23 protein-coding genes are annotated in these 21,088 nt (G+C 45.5%); 17 read left to right on the top strand and 6 right to left on the bottom strand.

The window, feature by feature from the left end:
* The first annotated feature begins 32 nt into the window (after window positions 1–32).
* On the top strand, window positions 33–803 hold the full coding sequence (locus ACW5MY_RS15020) for a TIGR01457 family HAD-type hydrolase (RefSeq protein ID WP_013353455.1): 771 nt from the start codon (window positions 33–35) through the stop codon (window positions 801–803).
* A gap of 26 nt (window positions 804–829) precedes the next feature.
* Here ACW5MY_RS15020 and ACW5MY_RS15015 read toward each other — a convergent pair whose 3' ends face one another.
* On the bottom strand, window positions 830–1,330 hold the full coding sequence (locus tag ACW5MY_RS15015) for a phosphatidylglycerophosphatase A family protein (RefSeq protein ID WP_013353454.1): 501 nt from the start codon (window positions 1,328–1,330) through the stop codon (window positions 830–832).
* 153 nt (window positions 1,331–1,483) lie between these two features.
* Here ACW5MY_RS15015 and yutH point away from each other — a divergent pair, with 153 nt between their 5' ends.
* The 5 genes from yutH to ACW5MY_RS14990 all read left to right on the top strand — a co-directional run bounded on the left by yutH (window position 1,484) and on the right by ACW5MY_RS14990 (window position 8,069).
* Window positions 1,484–2,500, top strand: a complete 1,017-nt coding sequence (gene yutH, locus ACW5MY_RS15010) for a spore coat putative kinase YutH (protein ID WP_014472214.1) — start codon at window positions 1,484–1,486, stop codon at window positions 2,498–2,500.
* A gap of 199 nt (window positions 2,501–2,699) precedes the next feature.
* Window positions 2,700–4,001 carry a homoserine dehydrogenase gene (locus tag ACW5MY_RS15005; RefSeq protein ID WP_013353452.1) on the top strand — a complete coding sequence of 434 codons (1,302 nt, stop codon included), beginning with the start codon at window positions 2,700–2,702 and terminating at the stop codon, window positions 3,999–4,001.
* On the top strand, window positions 4,001–5,059 hold the full coding sequence (thrC, locus tag ACW5MY_RS15000) for a threonine synthase (RefSeq protein WP_014470982.1): 1,059 nt from the start codon (window positions 4,001–4,003) through the stop codon (window positions 5,057–5,059). Before ACW5MY_RS15005 ends, thrC begins: the two co-directional genes overlap by 1 nt.
* A complete protein-coding gene (gene thrB, locus ACW5MY_RS14995; RefSeq protein ID WP_013353450.1) occupies window positions 5,056–5,985 on the top strand; it encodes a homoserine kinase in 930 nt (309 codons plus the stop codon). The genes thrC and thrB overlap by 4 nt, the downstream gene beginning before the upstream one ends.
* Window positions 5,986–6,086: 101 nt before the next feature.
* Window positions 6,087–8,069: a S9 family peptidase gene (locus ACW5MY_RS14990; protein ID WP_041915624.1), complete on the top strand. Its 1,983-nt coding sequence runs from the start codon at window positions 6,087–6,089 to the stop codon at window positions 8,067–8,069.
* Between the two features lie 32 nt (window positions 8,070–8,101).
* On the opposite strand, the gene ACW5MY_RS14985 is transcribed toward ACW5MY_RS14990, so the two are convergent.
* On the bottom strand, window positions 8,102–8,437 hold the full coding sequence (locus tag ACW5MY_RS14985) for a NifU family protein (protein WP_171866182.1): 336 nt from the start codon (window positions 8,435–8,437) through the stop codon (window positions 8,102–8,104).
* 79 nt (window positions 8,438–8,516) lie between these two features.
* On the opposite strand from ACW5MY_RS14985, the gene ACW5MY_RS14980 reads away from it, so the two are divergent.
* A complete protein-coding gene (locus tag ACW5MY_RS14980; protein WP_013353449.1) occupies window positions 8,517–8,843 on the top strand; it encodes a YuzD family protein in 327 nt (108 codons plus the stop codon).
* A 36-nt stretch (window positions 8,844–8,879) separates the two neighbouring features.
* Here the strand turns inward: ACW5MY_RS14980 and ACW5MY_RS14975 are convergent, their stop codons facing one another.
* Window positions 8,880–9,947 carry an NAD(P)/FAD-dependent oxidoreductase gene (locus tag ACW5MY_RS14975; RefSeq protein ID WP_013353448.1) on the bottom strand — a complete coding sequence of 356 codons (1,068 nt, stop codon included), beginning with the start codon at window positions 9,945–9,947 and terminating at the stop codon, window positions 8,880–8,882.
* Window positions 9,948–10,213: 266 nt separating this feature from the next.
* On the opposite strand from ACW5MY_RS14975, the gene ACW5MY_RS14970 reads away from it, so the two are divergent.
* The 7 genes from ACW5MY_RS14970 (at window position 10,214) to ACW5MY_RS14940 (ending at window position 16,657) form a co-directional block, all read left to right on the top strand.
* Window positions 10,214–10,450 carry a YuzB family protein gene (locus ACW5MY_RS14970; protein WP_014470978.1) on the top strand — a complete coding sequence of 79 codons (237 nt, stop codon included), beginning with the start codon at window positions 10,214–10,216 and terminating at the stop codon, window positions 10,448–10,450.
* A gap of 134 nt (window positions 10,451–10,584) precedes the next feature.
* On the top strand, window positions 10,585–11,805 hold the full coding sequence (locus tag ACW5MY_RS14965; protein ID WP_013353446.1) for a NupC/NupG family nucleoside CNT transporter: 1,221 nt from the start codon (window positions 10,585–10,587) through the stop codon (window positions 11,803–11,805).
* Window positions 11,806–11,925: 120 nt separating this feature from the next.
* Window positions 11,926–12,780 carry a diaminopimelate epimerase gene (dapF, locus tag ACW5MY_RS14960; protein ID WP_013353445.1) on the top strand — a complete coding sequence of 285 codons (855 nt, stop codon included), beginning with the start codon at window positions 11,926–11,928 and terminating at the stop codon, window positions 12,778–12,780.
* Between the two features lie 74 nt (window positions 12,781–12,854).
* Window positions 12,855–13,217, top strand: coding sequence for a HesB/IscA family protein (locus ACW5MY_RS14955; protein WP_013353444.1), 363 nt, complete (start codon window positions 12,855–12,857; stop codon window positions 13,215–13,217).
* Window positions 13,218–13,446: 229 nt separating this feature from the next.
* Window positions 13,447–14,478, top strand: a complete 1,032-nt coding sequence (locus tag ACW5MY_RS14950; RefSeq protein ID WP_147785979.1) for a tyrosine-type recombinase/integrase — start codon at window positions 13,447–13,449, stop codon at window positions 14,476–14,478.
* Window positions 14,479–14,639: 161 nt separating this feature from the next.
* The gene (locus ACW5MY_RS14945; protein WP_289393876.1) at window positions 14,640–15,368 is read left to right on the top strand and encodes a helix-turn-helix domain-containing protein; all 729 of its coding nucleotides are present in this window, start codon (window positions 14,640–14,642) and stop codon (window positions 15,366–15,368) included.
* A gap of 212 nt (window positions 15,369–15,580) precedes the next feature.
* Window positions 15,581–16,657, top strand: a complete 1,077-nt coding sequence (locus ACW5MY_RS14940; RefSeq protein ID WP_125122407.1) for a tyrosine-type recombinase/integrase — start codon at window positions 15,581–15,583, stop codon at window positions 16,655–16,657.
* 1,063 nt (window positions 16,658–17,720) lie between these two features.
* Here the strand turns inward: ACW5MY_RS14940 and ACW5MY_RS14935 are convergent.
* The 3 genes from ACW5MY_RS14935 to ACW5MY_RS14925 form a co-directional block, all read right to left on the bottom strand.
* Entirely contained in the window at window positions 17,721–18,494 is a 774-nt protein-coding gene (locus ACW5MY_RS14935; RefSeq protein WP_013351554.1) for a hypothetical protein, read from the bottom strand.
* Window positions 18,495–18,632: 138 nt separating this feature from the next.
* Complete coding sequence (locus ACW5MY_RS14930; RefSeq protein WP_190664607.1) at window positions 18,633–19,382, bottom strand: hypothetical protein; 750 nt, start codon at window positions 19,380–19,382, stop codon at window positions 18,633–18,635.
* A gap of 208 nt (window positions 19,383–19,590) precedes the next feature.
* Window positions 19,591–19,827 (bottom strand): helix-turn-helix domain-containing protein, encoded by a 237-nt coding sequence (locus tag ACW5MY_RS14925; protein ID WP_190664606.1) that lies wholly within the window; start codon window positions 19,825–19,827, stop codon window positions 19,591–19,593.
* Window positions 19,828–20,106: 279 nt separating this feature from the next.
* Between ACW5MY_RS14925 and ACW5MY_RS14920 the strand changes: the two genes are divergently transcribed.
* The 3 genes from ACW5MY_RS14920 (at window position 20,107) to ACW5MY_RS14910 (ending at window position 21,087) form a co-directional block, all read left to right on the top strand.
* Window positions 20,107–20,307 (top strand): hypothetical protein, encoded by a 201-nt coding sequence (locus tag ACW5MY_RS14920; RefSeq protein WP_268540550.1) that lies wholly within the window; start codon window positions 20,107–20,109, stop codon window positions 20,305–20,307.
* Complete coding sequence (locus ACW5MY_RS14915; protein ID WP_268540552.1) at window positions 20,304–20,465, top strand: hypothetical protein; 162 nt, start codon at window positions 20,304–20,306, stop codon at window positions 20,463–20,465. Before ACW5MY_RS14920 ends, ACW5MY_RS14915 begins: the two co-directional genes overlap by 4 nt.
* A 79-nt stretch (window positions 20,466–20,544) precedes the next feature.
* Window positions 20,545–21,087 carry a hypothetical protein gene (locus tag ACW5MY_RS14910; protein ID WP_268540554.1) on the top strand — a complete coding sequence of 181 codons (543 nt, stop codon included), beginning with the start codon at window positions 20,545–20,547 and terminating at the stop codon, window positions 21,085–21,087.
* Window position 21,088: the final 1 nt, after the last annotated feature.

The following is a 21,088-nucleotide window of genomic DNA, read 5'->3' as shown; positions in this document are numbered from 1 at the left end:
AACAAGTGAGAAAATCCACAGGAGTGTTGAGTATGAAGGATTATAAAGGATATTTGATTGATTTGGACGGCACAATGTACAACGGGACGGAAAAAATCGAAGAAGCGTGTGAATTCGTGAGAACGCTTAAAGCGCGCGGCATTCCGTATTTATTTGTGACGAACAATTCTTCCCGGACGCCGAAGCAGGTGGCGGACAAGCTGATGAGCTTTGACATTCCGGCATCTGAAGAACAGGTCTTCACGACGAGCATGGCGACTGCGCAGCATATCGCCCAGCAGAAAAAAGATGCATCGGTATATGTAATCGGCGAAGAAGGCATCCGCCAGGCCATTGAAGAAAACGGGCTGAGCTTCGGAGAAGAAAACGCGGACTTTGTCGTTGTGGGAATCGACCGCGGCATTACATATGAAAAATTGGCAACGGGATGCCTTGCGATCAGAAACGGCGCCCGGTTTATTTCAACAAACGGCGACGTCGCCATTCCGACCGAAAGAGGGCTGTTGCCGGGGAACGGTTCACTGACGTCCGTTTTGACGGTGTCAACGGGCGTTGAGCCTGTCTTTATCGGCAAGCCTGAATCCATTATTATGGAACAGGCGATGCGTGTGCTCGGAACGGATATTTCCGAAACACTCATGGTCGGCGATAACTATGCAACGGATATTATGGCCGGCATCAACGCGGGGATGGACACGCTGCTGGTTCACACGGGTGTGACAAAGCGTGAACATATGGCCGGTTATGACCAGAAGCCGACATATGCGATTGATTCCTTAACCGAATGGATTGAACATCTATAAAAAAAGGACGGCCATTACGGCCGTCCTTATTCTGTATTTCTGGCGCTGTGAGCAAGCCGGCTTGAAGCCGCTGCTGCGATTGCGCCGACGATATCATCGAGAAATGTATGGCATTCGCCCGTTGATTTATCATTTAAACGCCCGAGAATGCCGGGTTTTTCTTTATCAATGTAACCGTAATTCGTAAAGCCGATCGAGCCGTATATGTTCACGATAGAGAAGGCGAGCACCTCGTCGACCCCATACAGGCTTTCATCAATCGCCAGAATGGTCTGAAGCGGTTCAGACAGCTTCTTTTGTTCGGCGAGCACATCTAATTCTATACCCGTTAAAATCGCGTTTTGCACCTCGCGTTTTGCGATGACACGGTCTACATTGAGCCTGCATTCCTCCATCGTCAAATCAGGATGATATTTTTTCTGGAGGAAATACACAAGATCGGCAATATCGTCCGTCTCAACCCCCCGTTCTTTTAAACGCGCTCTGGCGACAGCTTCCACCTGATTCAGTTGTTCCTTTTCTGACATTTGTTTCACCCAATCTTTTTTACTAGTTTATACAGCACCCTTCCGATGTGTACGATATTTCTCCTCTTCGTTCAAAGGAATACAATATGTATTCATAATTCCGCCGGCGTATGACTACGATGTGAATAGCTCTAATTTTTCAGGCAGGTGATTATGATGAAAAGCATCATTAAAGAAAAATACGGCATCCACGTCAGACAGCTTTCCGTTTATCAGAAATACCAATGCTTTCAGACGCCCAATTCCTTCTTTCTTATTATTCCCGTCTCCGGCTTTACGCAATCGGAGCTGACCGAGCTTTATTACATGAGTCAGTATTTACAAGAACAAAGTGACCCATACGTTTCCGTGTTTATCTTTACGAAGGAAGGAGAGCTGACCTTTGAGGACGAAGGCAAAACGTATGCGCTCTTAAAAGCGCCGATTCCAGTCTCAAACCGGCCGTTTTCTGTCGGCGGGGAGCTTGCCGAATTCCACAGAAAAGGGCGGGGCTTTCCGTATGAAGTGAAAGAAGCGGGCAGGATCGGCCAATGGAAGGACTTATGGGGGAAACGGGTGGATCAGCTGGAATCATTCTGGATGCAGAAAATTCATATGTCTCCGCTTGAACCGTTCGAAAAGAAAATGATCGAAGCATTTCCTTATTATTCAGGCTTAGCGGAAAACGCCATTCAATATTTAGTGGATACGGAGCTGGATGACAATCCCGGCGCGGAAGACTCGGGGACGATCTGCCATCAGCGGATGGAGCGGGATACCTGGTCTGCTGAATCATTGATCCGCATTCCGGGGGATTGGGTATTCGACCATGCAGCCCGTGATATTGCGGAATATATGCGCAGCACATATTTGTATCACCGTGACGACTTGCTTAATGACGGGTTTTTGTTTTTGCAGGAATATGAGCAAATTACGCCGTTATCCTCCTTTTCAAAACGCCTGTTTTACAGCCGGCTGCTGTTTCCGCTCCATTTTTTCGAGACGGTGGAGAGCTATTATATCTCTCATGATTCTGAAAAGCACTTTTACGAAGAGCAGCTTGACTACATTCTTGCTGACTGCACCCGTTATGAACAGTTTTTACAGACCTGTCACGACATGATGAATGTCAGATCGGCGCAGATTTTTGTCCCGCCTGTGGCTTGGCTCGGAAAAGGAAGAAATTCGTAAGAAGATATGACGTAAAAATATTTGGAAAATAGAGAATCTTGTCATATCAATGTGTTAAGCGTTTTCATGACCGTATAACCAATATTCAGCCGCTTGTCAAAACAAAAACAGGCTTATATAATATTTGTAACTTAAATGTCTGTGGAGGGTTAACAATTGTCCTTTTCTAGTGGACAAAAGGGAGAAAGGTGGAGTTTCTTTGGAAGCGATTCGTATTGGACTGTTAGGACTGGGAACCGTGGGAAGCGGTGTCGTCAAAATTATACAAGATCATCAGGATAAGCTTATGCACCAGGTCGGCTGTCCGGTGACGATAAAAAAAGTGCTAGTTAAAGATATTGATAAAAAACGAGAAGCAGACCTGCCGAAAGAAGTGCTGACGACAGAAGTCTATGATGTGATCGATGATCCTGAAGTCGATGTGATTATTGAGGTCATCGGCGGCGTCGAACAGACGAAGCAATACCTGCTCGACGCCTTGAGTGCGAAAAAGCATGTGGTGACCGCGAATAAAGATCTGATCGCTGTGTACGGCTCGGAGCTTTTAGCCGCCGCAAAGGAAAATGGCTGTGACTTGTATTATGAAGCGAGTGTCGCCGGCGGAATCCCAATTTTACGCACGCTCGAAGAAGGGCTTTCCTCTGACCGGATTACAAAAATGATGGGGATCGTCAACGGAACGACGAACTTCATCTTAACGAAAATGATTAAAGAAAAAAGCCCGTATGAAGAAGTGCTGAAGGAAGCGCAGGATCTCGGATTCGCGGAAGCGGACCCGACCGCCGATGTAGAAGGACTGGACGCCGCGCGCAAGATGGCAATTTTAGCCCGTCTCGGTTTCTCTATGAATGTCGATCTGGATGATGTCAAAGTAAAAGGGATTTCCCGCATTACGGATGAAGACATCAGTTTCAGCAAACGGCTCGGCTACACAATGAAGCTGATCGGCATCGCCCAGCGTGATGACAATAAAATCGAGGTCAGCGTTCAGCCGACACTGCTTCCGGATCATCATCCGCTCGCTGCGGTGCATAACGAGTACAATGCCGTTTACGTGTACGGAGAAGCCGTCGGCGAAACGATGTTTTACGGGCCCGGAGCAGGAAGCATGCCGACTGCGACTTCAGTCGTTTCCGATCTTGTCGCGGTTATGAAGAACATGCGTCTCGGCGTAAACGGAAACAGCTTTGTCGCGCCGCAGTTTGAAAGAAATCTGAAGCAGCCGTCAGATATCTACGCCCAGCAGTTTTTACGGATTCACGTCAAAGACCAAGTCGGCTCCTTTTCAAAAATCACATCCGCCTTCTCAGAGCGCGGCGTAAGCTTTGAAAAAATTCTGCAGCTGCCGATCAAAGGCCATGACGATCTCGCGGAAATCGTGATTGTCACGCATCACACGTCAGAAGAGGATTTCAGCGACATTCTGCAAAACTTAAATGATCTTGAAGTCGTACAAGAAGTCAAAAGCACATATCGCGTAGAAGGGAACGGTTGGAGCTAATGTGGAAAGGACTCATTCATCAATATAAAGAATTTCTGCCGGTAACGGATCAGACGCCGGCTCTGACATTGCATGAAGGCAACACGCCGCTCATTCACCTTCCGAAGCTTTCTGAAAAGCTCGGAGTTGAATTGCATGTGAAGACAGAGGGCGTTAATCCGACGGGCTCCTTTAAAGATCGCGGCATGGTCATGGCGGTCGCCAAAGCGAAAGAAGAAGGCAATGACACGATCATGTGCGCCTCAACGGGCAACACCTCTGCGGCGGCTGCGGCATACGCGGCGAGAGCCGGCATGAAATGCATCGTCATCATTCCGGACGGGAAAATCGCCTTCGGAAAGCTTGCGCAGGCCGTCATGTACGGAGCGGAAATCATCGCGATTGACGGAAACTTTGACGACGCGCTGGCCATCGTCAGGTCGATTTGTGAAAAAGCTCCGATTGCATTAGTGAATTCAGTAAACCCTTACCGGATTGAAGGGCAAAAAACAGCGGCCTTTGAAGTATGCGAACAGCTCGGCGGAGCGCCGGACATTCTGGCGATCCCGGTAGGAAACGCAGGGAATATCACGGCCTATTGGAAAGGGTTCAAAGAATATCATGAGAAAAACGGCACCGGACTTCCGAAGATGCGCGGCTTTGAGGCGGAAGGTTCTGCAGCTATCGTCCGCGGCGAGGTCATTAAAAATCCTGAAACCGTTGCAACGGCAATCCGGATCGGAAACCCGGCCAGCTGGGACAAAGCCGTTCTCGCAGCAAAAGAATCAGCCGGAAAAATTGATGAGGTCACAGATGAAGAAATTCTTCATGCCTATCAGCTGATTGCCCGTGAAGAAGGCGTATTTGCCGAGCCGGGCTCCTGTGCATCCATCGCCGGCGTTTTAAAACAGGTCAAATCCGGTGAAATTCCAAAAGGAAGCAAGGTTGTCGCAGTCTTGACCGGCAACGGCCTGAAAGATCCGAACACGGCTGTAGACGTATCTGAATTAAAACCGGTCACGCTGCCGACGAATGAAGACAATATTCTGGAATACTTAAATGGAGCGGCGCGTGTATGAATGAGGCGGAGATGCTGTTTTCCATTACGGTTCCGGGAAGCACCGCCAACTTAGGACCGGGGTTTGATTCCGTCGGGATGGCGCTCAGCAGATATTTGAAGCTATCGGTTTTCCGACATGATGAATGGAAGTTTTCGGCGGAAACCGAAACTGTCGCGGGCATCCCTCAAGGAACGGACAACCTCATCTACCAGGTCGCCAAACGGACGGCTGACCGCTGTCAGAAAGAGCTGCCTCCCGTACATGTCAAAGTATGGAGTGACATCCCCCTTGCGCGGGGACTCGGCAGCAGCGCGGCCGCTATCGTCGCCGCTATTGAGCTTGCGGATGAATTATGCGGCCTGCAGCTGTCAGAAGCCGACAAGCTGCACTTAGCCAGTCTTGAAGAGGGGCACCCTGATAATGCCGCTGCTTCCCTCGCAGGAGGGCTTGTGATCGGCCTCCACGAAGAAGATGAAACACATATCGTGCGTGTTGCCGAGGCGGATATCGACGTTGTTGCAGTCATTCCGTTTTACGAAGTTCTGACAAGGGACGCAAGAGACGTGCTCCCGAAAGAGCTGCCGTATCGCCGCGCCGTTAAAGCGAGCGCCGTCAGCAACCTCCTTGTTGCCGCAATCATGTCAAATGACTGGGCGCTTGCGGGGAAAATGATGAGAAAAGACATGCTGCATCAGCCGTACCGTGCCATGCTTGTTCCTGAGCTTTCGAAGGTGGAGCATGCGGCCGAAATGAAAGGCGCTTACGGGACGGCGCTGAGCGGAGCGGGCCCGACGATTCTTGTCCTGACTGCAAAAGGAAAGGGAGAAGAGCTGAGAAAACACCTTTCTCAACATTTTCCGCACTGCGAGATTGCAGCGCTTACCGTCCCGTCAGAAGGAAGCATAATTGAACGGAATCATTTAGAGCAGATCAAAAGTGTATAATGGTAAAAAGCGTTCTTCCCATAAGAGAAGGACGCTTTCTTTTTCTGGAGAAGGAATTTTATTTAGGGAAGCGAAATAAAAGAGAAAAGGAGGAGAAACAATTGAAAAAACTCATAACCGAGGAGGACATTGCGTCTCTCGTATCCGTGACGGATCCCCAATATGCCCCTGACGGCAGACGGGCCGCGTACGTCCGGACAAAAGTCAATGATAAACGGGACTCTTATTCATCAGCCATTATGGTATATGACACAGAATCCGGTACCTCAAACCCGTGGACATTCGGGGATAATAAAAATTCAAGTCCGCGGTGGTCGCCTGACGGACGGCGCCTTGCCTTTGTTTCTGACAGAGAGGATGGTGTCCCCCAGCTGTACATCATAGACGCTGCCGGGGGAGAGGCGGAACGGGCGGCTGATATTCCTTGGGGCGTGGCAGATCCGATATGGGCTCCCGACGGCAGATCCGTGCTTGTGTCCGTCAGTCTGACATCAGCGGAGCGCGCCGATGAGAAAGAAAAAAAGAAGCAAGACGAATATGAGCCGGTAAACATTCAGTCATTAACATATAAACGTGACGGGAAAGGCCTGCTGAACGGAAGCTGGACACAGCTTGTGCTGATTCATCTTGAAACGGGGGAGATTCAGCAGCTGACGGATCATGAAGCGGATCATTTTGACGCAGCCTTTTCACCGGACGGAAAGCAGCTTGCGTTTACCGCCAATTTATGCGAGCCGGGTGATGCCGGAAAGCCGAGGGATGTCTATCTGATGAATCTGGCGGACGGAGATCTCAAACAGATTACGCCGCACAGCGGTTCTTTCGGTTCCTGCGTGTTTTCACCGGACGGCTCTTATATCGCGTTGCTGGGCCATGAGAATGAATTTCGCAATGCTACTTTAGTAAAAGCGTGGCTGTACGACGTGAAAAATGAGCGGCTGTCCTGTCTGACCGACATGCTGGATGTTCATTTGAGCGATGCGCTTATTGCGGATTCACTTATAGGAGGAGTGACGCCCCGGCCGGTATGGACAAACGACGGACAGGGATTTTACGTCCTCGGCAGCGAGCAGGGAAGCACCGGGATTTATTATATCTCGATTGACGGCCTCGTATATCCGATCCGATTAGAAGAAGAGTACGTGAACGGTTTTGCTTTTCATCCGGATCAGAAAAGCTGTATCGCCGTAATTGTCAAACCCGAACGGCCTTCTGAGCTTTACAGCATTTCGCTTGAAGATGGGGAAGAGAAGCAATTGACAAACAACAATGATCGGTTTGCGGAGGAACATATCATATCCGTGCCGGAAAAGATGCAATATGAAACACAGGACGGACTGACGGTGCATGGCTGGTTTTTGAAGCCCGCAGCTTTTGAAGAGGATCAAACATATCCGCTCATTTTATACATACACGGCGGGCCTCACATGATGTACGGCCATACGTATTTTCACGAATTCCAAGTACTGGCCGCACAAGGATATGCCGTCGTGTATGTCAACCCGAGAGGAAGCCACGGCTATGGGCAGGATTTCGTCAATCGTGTCAGAGGGGATTACGGGGGCGGAGATTACCGTGATGTCATGCAGGCGGTGGATGAGGCCATTCAGGCGTATCCGTTTATTGACAGCGGCCGTCTCGGTGTGACGGGCGGAAGCTACGGAGGGTTTATGACCAATTGGATTGTGGGACAGACCGGCCGTTTTAAAGCAGCCGTCACACAGCGTTCCATCTCTAATTGGTTCAGTTTCCACGGTGTCAGTGATATCGGCTTCTTTTTCACTGACTGGCAGCTTGGGCATGATCTGTTTGAGGAAGCGGATAAGCTTTGGGATCGTTCACCTGTCAAATATGCGTCCCGCGTTTCGACACCGCTTCTGATCCTGCACGGTGAACGCGATGACCGCTGTCCGATAGAGCAGGCCGAGCAGCTCTTTACCGCATTGAAGAAACTAAACAAAACGACGGCGTTCATCCGGTTTCCGAAAGCCACGCACGAGCTGTCGAGAAGCGGCCATCCGGAACAGCGGATGAAACGCATCCGTTATATCCGTTCATGGTTTGATGACTATTTGCAAAAATAAAAAACCAGGCTGTATTCAGCCTGGTTTTATAATTAAAATACTTGTTCTACTTCAACGACACCCGGCACTTCTTCAAGAAGGGCGCGTTCGATTCCGGCTTTCAGCGTAATCGTTGAACTTGGGCAGCTGCCGCACGCGCCAAGGAGGCGAAGCTTTACAATGCCTTCGTCTATGTCAACAAGCTCACAGTCACCGCCGTCACGAAGCAGAAACGGGCGTAATTTATCCAATACTTCCTGTACTTGCTCTTTCATTTCAACCTCAGTCATGAGATTCGCTCCTTTCATATACATAAAACCATTATATTCACAGTAACGGTAAAAATCTAATGTTTGGTTTGCAAAGCTGCTTTCTCCATTATAGCATATTTAAACTTGAACATAAAAACCGTTTTTTATACAAAAGAAGCCCCGTCCTTTGTATACTGGTGTAAAGGGGATGATAAACATGACAAAGCCGGTTACACTCAGTGTTTACGGCGCTGAAACGCTCTGTACAAGCTGTGTAAATATGCCGAGCGCCAAAGATACATTTGAATGGCTGGAGGCGGCGCTGAAACGGAAATATCCGGAGCAGCCTTTTAACATGCGGTACATTGATATTGACACACCGCCCCGGCAAAAGGACACAGAAGAACTTGCGGAGCGAATCAGAAACGATGAATTTTTCTATCCGCTTGTGCTGGTGGAAGATGTCATTGTAGGGGAAGGGAATCCGCATTTAAAAGATATATATGAAGAAATGGAAAAGCGCGGCTATGTTGCGGGCTCATAAAATTGGCCGCTGATCGCAATCAGCGGCTTTCTTTTATCAGCCGTTATGATGCTTGTACATCCATAAAAGGCCAGATTTTAACAGGCGGGGCACACGCCCGATCAGCGGACGGTCGTTGACAAGACCAAATCCCGCTTTTTTTCCGAGTGAGCCGAGAACGCCTTTCAGCTTAAATTGCGGCATTGTTTCCGGCAGCTCTTCATTGTTCCATCGTTTCAGGAGGATCTGCACAATTTGTTCAGCTTGCGCTTCAGCCAGCTGGGCGCTCGGCGCATGCGGAAGGCTTGCGCAGTCACCAACGACATAAACATGTTCATCTCCCGGAAGGTTATGATACGGTGTTAAAACGATGCGGCCTTGCGGATCTTTCTCAGCGTCCAGTTCTCTGACGGCTTTATTCGGCTGAATTCCCGCCGTCCACACGACGGCATCGGCCGATATTGCTTCATCATGATTATAAACGATGCCGTCTTCCACTTTTGTAATATTCGCATTATTGATAATGGTGACACCGTGTTCTTCAAACCACTTCTGAACGTACTTGCTGAGCCTTTTCGGAAAGCTTGATAAAATCAGCTCGCCCCGGTCAAATAAAATAATCTTCAGATCGTCACGGCTTTCTCTTAATTCACTGGCAAGCTCCACGCCGCTTAATCCCGCTCCGACAATAGCGACAGATGCATTGGCGCCGAGGTTGTTCAGCTTTTGATAGGCTTCGCGTGACTGATCAATGGTCTGAATGCTGTAAGTATGTTCCGGCGCGCCGGGCACGTTATGATACTTATCCTCGCAGCCCAGTCCGATCACCGCGTCATCGTAAGAAATCGGTTCGCGGTCATGAAACAGAACTTGTTTGTTTTTCGTGTCAACGGAAGCCACCTCACCGTATTGAACATCCAGACTCGGATGCTCAGGAAAGGACACCCTGATATGATGATCAGAAATCGTGCCGGCAGCGAGCGCATAATATTCTGTTTTTAAGCAGTGATACGGGTTTCTGTCAATCAGCGTGATGGATATATCTGACGGAAGCTGGTTCGGCAATAAACGGTGCAGCACCCGCATGTTCCCGTAACCCCCGCCGATCAAGACCAATTTTTTCATAATGATTCCCCTTTTGCCCGAAAAATATGGTAGTCAATGTTGTTACAAAATAACGAACTATGTAAAATAACATCTAGAATTATATCGAATTTGATCTAAAACCACAATAATAGTTTTAAAATAACCTACAAATTGACCAGAAAATACGTAATAGTAAAACCTTTACCCTGAATTAATATGTTACGATAACATTGAGCGTGAAATCTGATCTTTGACGAATAGAGGAAATTCCGTTAGGATAAGGTACATATGTGAGGTGAAACCGCATGAATCCGATGATTGAATTCTGTGTCAGCAATTTAGCGCGCGGTTCCCAACAAGCACGGGAGATATTGGAGAAGGACCCGAATCTGGACGTGCTTGAATACGGCTGTTTAAGCTATTGCGGGAAATGCATGGAATCCCTGTTCGCCCTGGTTAACGGCGAAGTGGTCACGGGAGACACGCCTGCTGAACTGGTTGACAACATATATACATTCATAGAAGAAAATCCGATGTTTTAATCAGAGGCTCCGAACGGGGTCTCTTTTTTATAGCGCCCCGGGTTTCGGCAAAATAAAAAATTTGTAGACAGCAAAAATAAATATTGTTATCTTAATAAAGACTTTTTTTAAATAAAATTTTAGAGGTGTATTCATTGAATATCGTTTGGGGGCTGCTCGGGGCAGCGGCTATATTAGCCATTGCTTTTTTGTTGTCAGAAAAGAAAAGCAAAATTAACCTGCGAACCGTTATTGTCGGTTTATGTTTACAAATGGCCTTCGGATTCATCGTATTAAAGTGGGATGCCGGCCGGGCCGTATTTTTATGGTTCTCAAGCCGTGTGCAGCTTCTCATTGATTATGCGAACGAAGGCATCAGCTTTATTTTTGGACCGCTGTTAAAAGTGGGCAGCAGCCCGGCTTTTGCGCTGAGCGTTCTGCCGGTCATTATCTTTTTCTCAGCGCTGATTGCCGTTTTGTATCACCTGAAAATTATGCAGCTTATTTTTCGCGTCATCGGCGGCGGACTCTCAAAGCTTCTTGGGACAAGCAGAACGGAATCGCTTGCGGCGGCTGCGAATATTTTTGTCGGACAGTCTGAATCACCGCTTGCCATTAAACCGCTGATTGCGGGATTGACCCGCTCCGAGCTGTTTACGATTATGACGAGCGGCCTTTCGGCTGTAGCGGGTTCGACGCTTTTCGGTTACGCCCTGTTAGGCATTCCGATCGAATACTTGCTGGCGGCCAGCTTTATGGCGGCTCCCGCCGGTCTTGTCTTCGGAAAAATATTAATACCGGAAACGGAAAAAACGCAGACGATAAAAGGTGATTTTAATATGGACGAAGAAGGCGAAGGCGCCGCTAATGTGATTGATGCTGCGGCAAAAGGCGCGTCCACAGGCCTTCAGATTGCTTTAAATGTCGGCGCCATGCTGCTTGCGTTTGTCGCTCTCATCGCCGTATTGAACGGAATTCTCGGCGGAATCGGCGGCTGGTTCGGTTTCAAACATATTACATTAGAATCCATTCTCGGTTACGTGTTTTCACCGATCGCATTTGTTATCGGTGTTCCTTGGCATGAAGCACTCGGAGCGGGAAGCTATATCGGACAAAAGCTTGTGCTGAATGAGTTTGTCGCTTATTCAAACTTCGGTCCTCATATTGCGGACTTTTCTAAAAAAACGTCTACGATTATCAGCTTTGCGCTGTGCGGATTTGCCAACTTCTCTTCGATTGCGATTATGCTCGGCACACTGGGCGGTTTGGCCCCAAGCCGCCGTTCGGACATCGCGCGTCTCGGGTTACGGGCGGTTATTGCGGGAACACTCGCAAACCTTCTCAGCGCGGCGATTGCCGGCATGTTTATTTCGTAAACGATAAAAGCTCCCTGCATATGCAGGGAGCTTTTATGTATGAAAAACGGGGGATATTTGTATTGTGTCCGAGGGGAAGAGCTTTTATACTAAGTAAAAGAAAAAAAGTTGGAGGCCGATATGAATTCATTCCGTTTTACCAAGATGCACGGTCTTGGAAACAGTTATATATATGTAAACCAATTTGAAGAACAGCTGCCGGAAGAACGGCTCGCTGAGATTGCCGTTAAAGTGTCCAGCGTTTATACGGGTATCGGCTCTGACGGAATGATCCTCATCTGTCCGTCAGAAAAAGCGCCTGTCAAAATGCGGATTTTTAATAATGACGGCTCAGAAGGAAAAAATTGCGGCAACGGCCTTCGCTGTGTGGCAAAGTACGCATACGAACATAAGCTGACAGAAGAAACGTCCTTTTTCATTGAAACGCTCTCAGGCCTTGTAAAAGCAGACATTACTGTAGACAACGGAATTGTGAGTGAAGTTGCCGTCGATATGGGTGAACCGCGCCTGACCAAAAAGGAGCTGCCGATGCTCGGCAATGAAGATGAACGGACGATCAATGAAACCTTTGTTTTTGGAGAGACGGAGCTTTCAGGAACAGCCGTATCAATGGGAAATCCCCATATTGTCTTTCCGGTTGCCGATATCAGCCAAGCGCCTCTTACAACGCTCGGCCCCGTCATTGAAAAAGACCCGAGATTCCCGGAAGGCATCAATGTCGAGTTTGTGGAAACCGTCAGCGCCGATGAACTGCATTTCCGCGTATGGGAACGCGGCTCCGGCATTACACAGGCTTGCGGAACAGGCGCCTGTGCGGCGGCTGTCGCATCCGTATTGAACGGTGTTTCCGAACGAAACCGGGATATCACCGTTCATTTAGCCGGCGGCGACCTTGTGATTAATTGGCAGGACAACGGGCATGTGCTGATGACAGGCCCCGCCGAAACCGTATGCAGCGGCGTCTATTATTTGTAAACAGCTCGTTTGAGAATTGGGTCTTTCATGTTTATAATAGATAACAGCATTCGTTTTAAAAAGGAGGCCATACCATGAGTGTTCCCGTAACAATTACTGAAGCAGCGGCTTTGCACATAAAAGATATGATGAAAGAGCACGAAGAAGAAAACGCGTTTCTCCGTGTAGGCGTAAAAGGCGGCGGCTGCAGCGGCCTGTCTTACGGAATGGGTTTTGAGCATGAAAAAGGCGAAAAAGACAGCTTGTTCGAGCAGCACGGCATCAACGTTCTGGTCGACAGCGAAAGCCTTGATATTATGAACGGCACCATCATTGACTTCAAGCAGTCCATGATGGGCGGCGGTTTCACCATTGACAATCCGAATGCAATCGCTTCCTGCGGCTGCGGTTCTTCTTTCCGCACGGCCAAAAATGCCGGTACGCCGGAAGAGTGCTAAGGGCTCAACCGTTGGTATATCAACGTTTTCTACTCGATCCTATTTCCGAGATATGAATCGATCATCTAATCGGAAACTGAATCGGAGGATTACGGATTGCAGTGAAAAATCCGCGATTAATCGTTATTATTCGGAATAAAAACAACCCTGTTTTACGGTTGTTAGGATTGTTGATGACGCTTTTCTTAGCGATGTAACTTAAATCATCGTTAAGGGAGGCGTTTTTATTATGGCGTTAAATAAGAAACGACGAAGAGTCACGAATGTTTCGGCGGCCAAGAAAGACTACCCGCGGTTACTACTTAGCGAAGCATTAGAGATCGCTTTGGCCGGTAAAAGAACGGAAGGACTTCGCGAAAGAACACTCACAGATTATAAAAAGATGTGGCGGTATTTTACCGAATGGCTTAACGACAACTACGAAGTTACATATATCGATGAGATCACCACGGAGATTTTAAGGAACTATATTAACTACATGAAATACGATAAGCCGCGGTATCACGGGCACAAGTATATAAAATCAGACGATAATAAAGTCGGACTTTCAGATACGACGATAAATATTAATTTGCGGACAATTAAAGCGCTGTTTAATTACCTTGACCGCGAAGAGTTGATCGAGGTAAATCCGACCGCACGCGTTAAGCTGCTCCGGCAGGACATCGATCTTACAAACTGTTTTACTGATGATGAAATTAAAGACATATTGCGGCAACCGAATTTACGGGATTATGTGGGCTTTCGAGATTACTGCGCTATGAATTGCCTGCTAGATTCCGGGCTTCGCATCGAGGAGTTGTTGAGTCTACGCGAAAAGGATATAGATTTTTCAAGCCGATTCATAACGATTAACGCTGATGTTAGTAAAAACAGAAAGCATCGGTTAGTGCCTATATCTGCTCATTGCGTAAAGCTTTTGCTACAGCTTATCACAGAAAATAAATCACACTTTACGACTGATCGTATTTTTCTATCCAGTTATGGTGAGCCCTTGGGCGCAAATCATTTTAATAAGCGGCTGAAGTATTATGCGGAAAAAGCCGGGGTGAAAGATAAGAAGGTTACAGCGCACGTATACCGTCACACTTGGGCTAAAACGATGATACTAAACGGTTGTGATCCGTTCACGTTACAGAAGATCGGGGGATGGTCGGATATTAGAACAATGCGTCGTTATATACAAATGGATACGAGAGCAATGCGAAGAAGCCACGATGACTTTTCACCGTTGGCGACAATTAGAAAGAAAAAATCCTAAAAATACAAAAAAAAAGAACGCCATCCAACGGAAATAAATTCCGATAGATAGGACGCCCTAACCTACGTCTATCTTATCGGAAAAAAGCGTACTTGTCTACGTTTATTTAAGCGCGCTCATTTTTCCGACGGAACGGTGTCTCTTAACGAGGAGAAAGCCGTATGTACACGAAAGAAGCCTCTAAAATGGCGTCGTTCCGTTCAGTGGACGAGCTAAATGGCGCCGTCCGTACGCACATATACCGAAATAAATCTGATTTAACGCCTGCCGCAATCGAGGTTCTGAAGGCGCTGTCCCGTCATGCCGTGAAAACGCCGGGTGTGGCGTATCTGAAGCTCGCAACGATCGCGGAAATAATCGGCAAGCATCGCGTAACCGTTATTCGCTCCATTAAACGACTAATCAATCTCGGCATTATCCGCAAAGAAATTAAATACCGGCCAGTATCCGGCGGCAACGGCGCAAATATGTACGTTATCCTGCCGGCGGCCGATGTTACTCCGTCTGTGTTACCCCGCCAAGAAGCCGAAAAGCCAACGGAGACAAAGCCGGAAGCGCCGGAACGGGAAAACGAAGCTGTTATTTCTCAAAGTAAATTAAAGTTCTTACAGAATACGTATGCTGCGTTTAAGTCTGCGGTCAATATGTTTGTCAGCGATCAGAAATTAACGAGCAAGCTGTACGGTATATACCTTGCGCATACGTCGTATTTAAAAGGCGTGTATGCTGCCGATATTCTTCAAGGAATCGGACTGGAATCCGTTCGTCAAACGTTTATAGCGACTAAACGGAAGCCTATCCGCAACTTGGCCGGCTATTTTAACGGCGTACTGGATCGGATGCTCGATGGGCTATTTGCTGCACGATTTGATTCGTTAACGCCTCGTTAACGCCTTGTTAACGTCTTCGTGCGTTAATTCGTCGTTTTGTTAGCGGATATTTTCGTTCGTGTTTCGTTGGTATTTAAGGATTAATTACCTATTATAGTTCGGGTTTTATTGGGATATGTTTGTTTTTATTTAGTTAAATAGGGTTATTTTTCGTTATTACTCTTATGTTTAATGCCTGTTTTCGGTAATCTCAAAATGGGAGGCGATTTTTTATGCATTCAGAAAACCGAAAAGGTAAACGTGTAAAAAGAAAAATGAAAATGGAGCGTACAAATATTTATTCGTTAGAGGAATTATTTGAACGCTTAGTGCGTGCTAAACGCGCCGAAAACGTCATTCAGGAAACGATCGATAAGTACATGCGTGCTTGTCGGTATCTAACGAAGTACGCGGAGGAGATCGGAGTGTCCGCGGACATACGCCATATTGACGTTGACTTTGCGCGCGGGTTTGTCGCGTGGCTGATCAACGATAAAATAAAGTTCGACGGCCATAATTTCAAATTGGACGAGCATAAGACTCAAGGGTTATCACCGCGGTCAGTTAACGACTATATAAAGACCATACGGACTTTCTTTCGTTTTTTGATCGATGAGGATTTGGCTATGGAAAATCCTTTTTTGAAGTTGAAACTCCTTACGGAACCGCAAGATGTTATTGAGATATTGACCAAATCAGAACTTAGACAATTACTAGCTGCACCATACCTAAGGTCCTATCCAGAATTCCGAGACTTCGTAATTATGACTTGTTTAATCGATTCTTTGTGTAGGGTAGGCGAGATACTTTCGTTGAAAATTGAAAATGTAGACTTTTCTTCAAACTTTTTAATATTAGAAGGGACAAATACGAAAACCAGAAAAGGAAGACTAATACCTTTACAAGGTAGGACAGTGAGGCTTATAAAAGAACTAATTAAAGAGAACGAAGAATTCGATAGTGAGTATGTTTTTCTAGCAAACTACGGTGAGAAGATGACGACCAATAACTTTAGGCAGCGTTTGAACAACTATGCTGATCGGGCCGGCATCAAAAAGCGCGTGCATCCTCATTTGTTGCGTCATACAGGAGCGACAATGTTTTTAGAAGCCGGAGGGGACATTCGGCATTTACAGATGATACTTGGACATAATGATCTTCGAATGATCAAGAGGTATACGCATTTATCCGGAAAATCGTTGAAAGAACAGCACGATAAATTCTCGCCTCTTGTGCAAATCAGTAGTAAGGCTGGTCGTAAGAGAAAAGTTAACAACGATACGGATAAAAATTTTAGACAATTACCTTGAAAATTATAGTTTAATACGACGTCCCAGACGTTGAGGTATATCGGCATTACTGCGGAAGAATCCGAAGCAGCTTACGAGGCTATCGAAGTATAGGAGTTACAGTAACCAGCCGCACCTACCGAGGACGGCCGCCCCGAACTCATGGGGTGGCGGCATGTTACGCCAGCAATACGGCACAGAGTCGTAGGCATGCGGTAGGTAGCACAGGAATGAAGGCGCAACAAACCGCGTCAGATCAACGATTAGACGGATAATAGGCCGCAATATATTCGGGACATATTGCGTCCATGTGTATTACTGCATGTAACACTAACGCATAACCAGTATGCAGTATCTTATACATTGTATGCGGCATAGGGCATCCGGCATGACGTTGATACGGCGCGGTTTAAGCGTTGCATAAAATACGTAAGAAACAATGCGCGTTCGAAACGTCTTTAAACGTTGTTGTATCAATGATTGTCGATGATTGCGAATGTAACTCAAGTTCATTCTGTTAAATTCACTATTCAATTATATGAATGAAGTATACAGAACCATCCGCAAAGAATATTTTCAATCGCCCGCTCCCCAAAGCCCCCCAAACACGATCCCCGCAACTGCTGTTTTTAATTAGCGCATAATTTTTTAAACTCGGCGGGTTAGACCGATTAGGAAGGCGGCTTGGAAGGCGCGGTTAAATCGTGGTGAATCGTTTTAGGTCGACGTACCCCAGTTCGGACTTGCGGCGTAGTGCGTCCGTACGTACCTTAAACATAGCGCTAATTCCGGTCACTTCGTTCCCTACATACGCGCAGATATTAATAGATATATTGATTGCGTTAACCCCGGACGAAGGCGGAGCCGTAGTTCCGGAGGCTTGTGACTCACAAGACTAAGAAGTGATTGGCGGACTAAAACGGCTGTATCCCTTGCGGCTCTAAGCGTGAACCCACTTTTCGGGTGTACGAATAAAGTCGTGTTTTTGCCCGATTTGTACGAATAAAGTCGTGTTCATTATCATTTAGGCTATCGTAATTGAGAGTCGCGTGCATAAAAAAAGACGCCAACTAGCGTCTTAAAATCATTGAAACCTTTCTTTTTTATTTAGGAGTTCGTCGCGGATATCGTTATATTCTTTTCCCATCCGGATATAAGAGGCTATGATTTGCTCGACTTCAACGACTTTTTTGAGATCTTCGGTAGTCAATGAGTCTCGCAATGGTTCAGTTTTCTCAAGTTCATACGTTTCTCTAAGCCTAGTCGCATTACAGTCAAAAATCACTTTATATACAAGATTAGTGAAGTTTTTATATTCATGCCCTTTCATCGAAGGGCCTTCGTAAAAGGATTGTATCGAGTCTGTCAGTCGGCGTCTTTCTCTTTTGGATATCTCGCGTTCTACTGCCCATTCCCGAAGTTTTATGTCCGACCCTTCCTCAATATTTAAGAGGTAATTTCGAACAGATGCTGCGACTTCAGACTCAGTTAGAATCATTCCGAGCCTAAGTAATCCTCTTCTAGTTAACAAGTTTAAAGAGCTTGCACCCTTAAAGAGCGTTTCATCTTGAAACATGCTTTTGAATTCTTTCAATGCTTTTCCTTTTAAGATTCGTAGCTCACCGTACTGGTTAAACTCGGCTCGGTTCCTTGAAATTGCTGTTTTGATTGTGGCATATGGCACATTGTAATACTCTGCGGCCATTTCGAAGGTAACTTCTAAGGTGTCAGGAAGAGAAGGGACAACTTTAACTTTTTCTAATACATCATCACGGTATACATGCTCGTCTCTCATAGTTCTACTTTCGATAAGAACCATTTGATTACTATCGTTAACATTTGCTTCGAGTTGGGACATTTAACAACCTCCATATGGTTAAAATTTACTACACATTTTAATATTAAGACAATTCAGCATGTTAATCAATCAAAATAAAAAAGACGCCAACTATTTGTCAGCGCCTCCGGGTCTTTACATTGGATAACCTTTTATACATCAATTATTAATATATTTCCTCATGATAAGTGTAATAATGATATAAATTAAAATAATTAGAATAACTGAGATTATAATATTATGAACAATAAATGAAATTAAAAACAAGGTTATTAAAATAACTAGGCATAATAAAAATATTTTGAAAGAAATTCTTTTATCAAAGAAATTAAAAACTAATCCTACAACCATCATTATAAGAGATATTGTACAGAAAAATGCTGCGGCATCCGTTAGAGTGGTAGTATAGACTATTCCAAATAAAATGAAATACAAAATAATTGCCGTCTTCCATACAGGTTTAAATATTATCAATAAGTCTCCTATAAAATTGGAAAATTGATCCCCGATTTTTGTAGGTTTTGATGGACAGTGTTCTTTTTTAAGTCTATTTAAATTGTTTAGAGCAATCAATTTAAACTCGCTAATTGAGCGTGTATTCTTAGAAAGCGAATTTTGGAATTCAATAGAGGTGTCCTGATCTAAAGTTGAGAGGTACCCACTAACTGTAGCATAAAACTCTGAGTCACTGATTTCTTTTCCGAGTGCTAGTTCTGCATGTCTTAAAATATCGGCACAGGCTTCTTCAGAACGCTTAATAAGATCTTTGTACGATTTTAATTCTGAATTCTCACCATCTTTAATTTGTTTGTATAACCAAATTGATACTATAAATATCGAAGTTGCTACTAAAGTTGATACCGGATCTCCATCAAAGACACCTGTTATTTGTTTAATAATAGTATCCAAAAAAACTCCCCCTTATTTTTGAATAATACCTTTGATTGCGTCGGATATCGTGGACCATTTTTCTAGTCCGCGAGCTACATGCGTGCCTTTGCCTGCTATTGTCGCGTATGCTTCGTATGTATTATTGCCTTCAAAAACTCTAACCGATAGATCCCTCTCCTTAAAGAGTAGCCATTCTTGTTTTTCGCCTTCAAATAACATTTTATGATCAGTCCTCAATATCCAAGTTGTAAAGAATAATGTCATCGATGGTGTATGTCTTAGTTGGTGAGAGATTATTTAATACATATAAGATTTTCTCGATTGTTTCGAGTTCTATCCGTTTGGTTTTCCCTTCGCAAAGATCCCCGATGGTTGCCGGCCTTACTTTTGCTTCAACAGCTAGTTTGTTTTTTGTAATTCTTAGCTCGTCCAGTATATCGTTCAACTTAAATTCAAAAGGCATTTTCTCTAATCCTCCGTAATTTTATTTTAACCATATTATACAAGTAAAACGCCAGAAGTAAAATGTGTTTTTTAAAATTGAAAAAAACTCTTGACGTATTACTCCTGTAGTAATATTATTAACTCAACAAGTTATACTTCAGTAGTAAAAAGTGAAGGCATAGACAATCAGATCAGAAGCGAAAATTTTCTAGTCTACTAACCCTAAGTTACTTTTTGCACGATTTGCTTCTTATTGCAGTGTTGTGTCTTGATGAGAAATTAAAGGAGGTAATTGAAAATGAACATTTACTATAGAAAAACTGTTGTTGGTTGGTGGAATATTTATCCGGCAGGCTCGGTCACAAAGTTCGTAAATCTTTCACCAGAGGAATTCTTTACGCTATTGCCTCAAGTATCCCGAAAAGCAGTTGCTGGTTGCACAGAAATTAAGCCCGTGTTAGCACGAGAATTATTCGGTGAGGAGGTGCAGTCGGCATGACGGAAAAGTTTAGTCCTAAGAAGGTGAAACTTCACTGGCACGGAGTCGCTTTTGGTACGAGGCTGCCGATACATGAGGTATCTGACGCCTGGTTAATGAGGCACGACATCATCGGAAAATATATGGGAGTCGATGAACTCAGATGCGGATATTTCTAAAATTTTTTCCAGAACTCGCAAATATGTCATTTATGGATTTCATTCGGATTGGTTTCTCAATAGAAAGGGAGGGTTCACGATGAATAAATACAGTGTTTCTAAACCAGCGGTAAAAAATGCGGCAGATCGTCTCGGTCTTACAAAAACGCAAGCACAGAACATATTGCCGAAATATGCTCAAGGCGCAGCGTTCGTTTGGTCGCTCGAATCAACAAGCGGCAGCCAAGCGGTATATGACAACTACAAAGAAAAAGTCCGTCTTGTTATAGCTGAGAATGGCACCGTCTTGGACGTTTTCCCCGTTGATTACGCGCTACAGTCACCGCACAATTTATCGGAAGAAGTACGTCAATCGCTTAAGGATTCGACTAAAAAGACCCTGTTTGCGAGAAGAGACGAGATTCACCGCAAGTGGTGCGAAGCTGAACTCGCTTTCCACAAAAATAGTTACGAAATCGCTAAAGTGCGCTTCGAATTAATTGACGCAAGCGTCGAAGAAGCCGCGACGTTAAACAGTCGTTTAGCGAACCTTTGCACAGATAATAAGCGACTGCACGAAGATAGATCAGCATTCAGAAAAGAACGGACTGAATTAGAGCGTGCTCTTGTACCTTATATCTAAG

Source organism: Bacillus sp. Bwzl_19 (assembly GCF_054900515.1).
The sequence above is the reverse complement of the archived record's forward strand: the minus strand, read 5'-3'. Positions and strand labels throughout refer to the sequence as shown.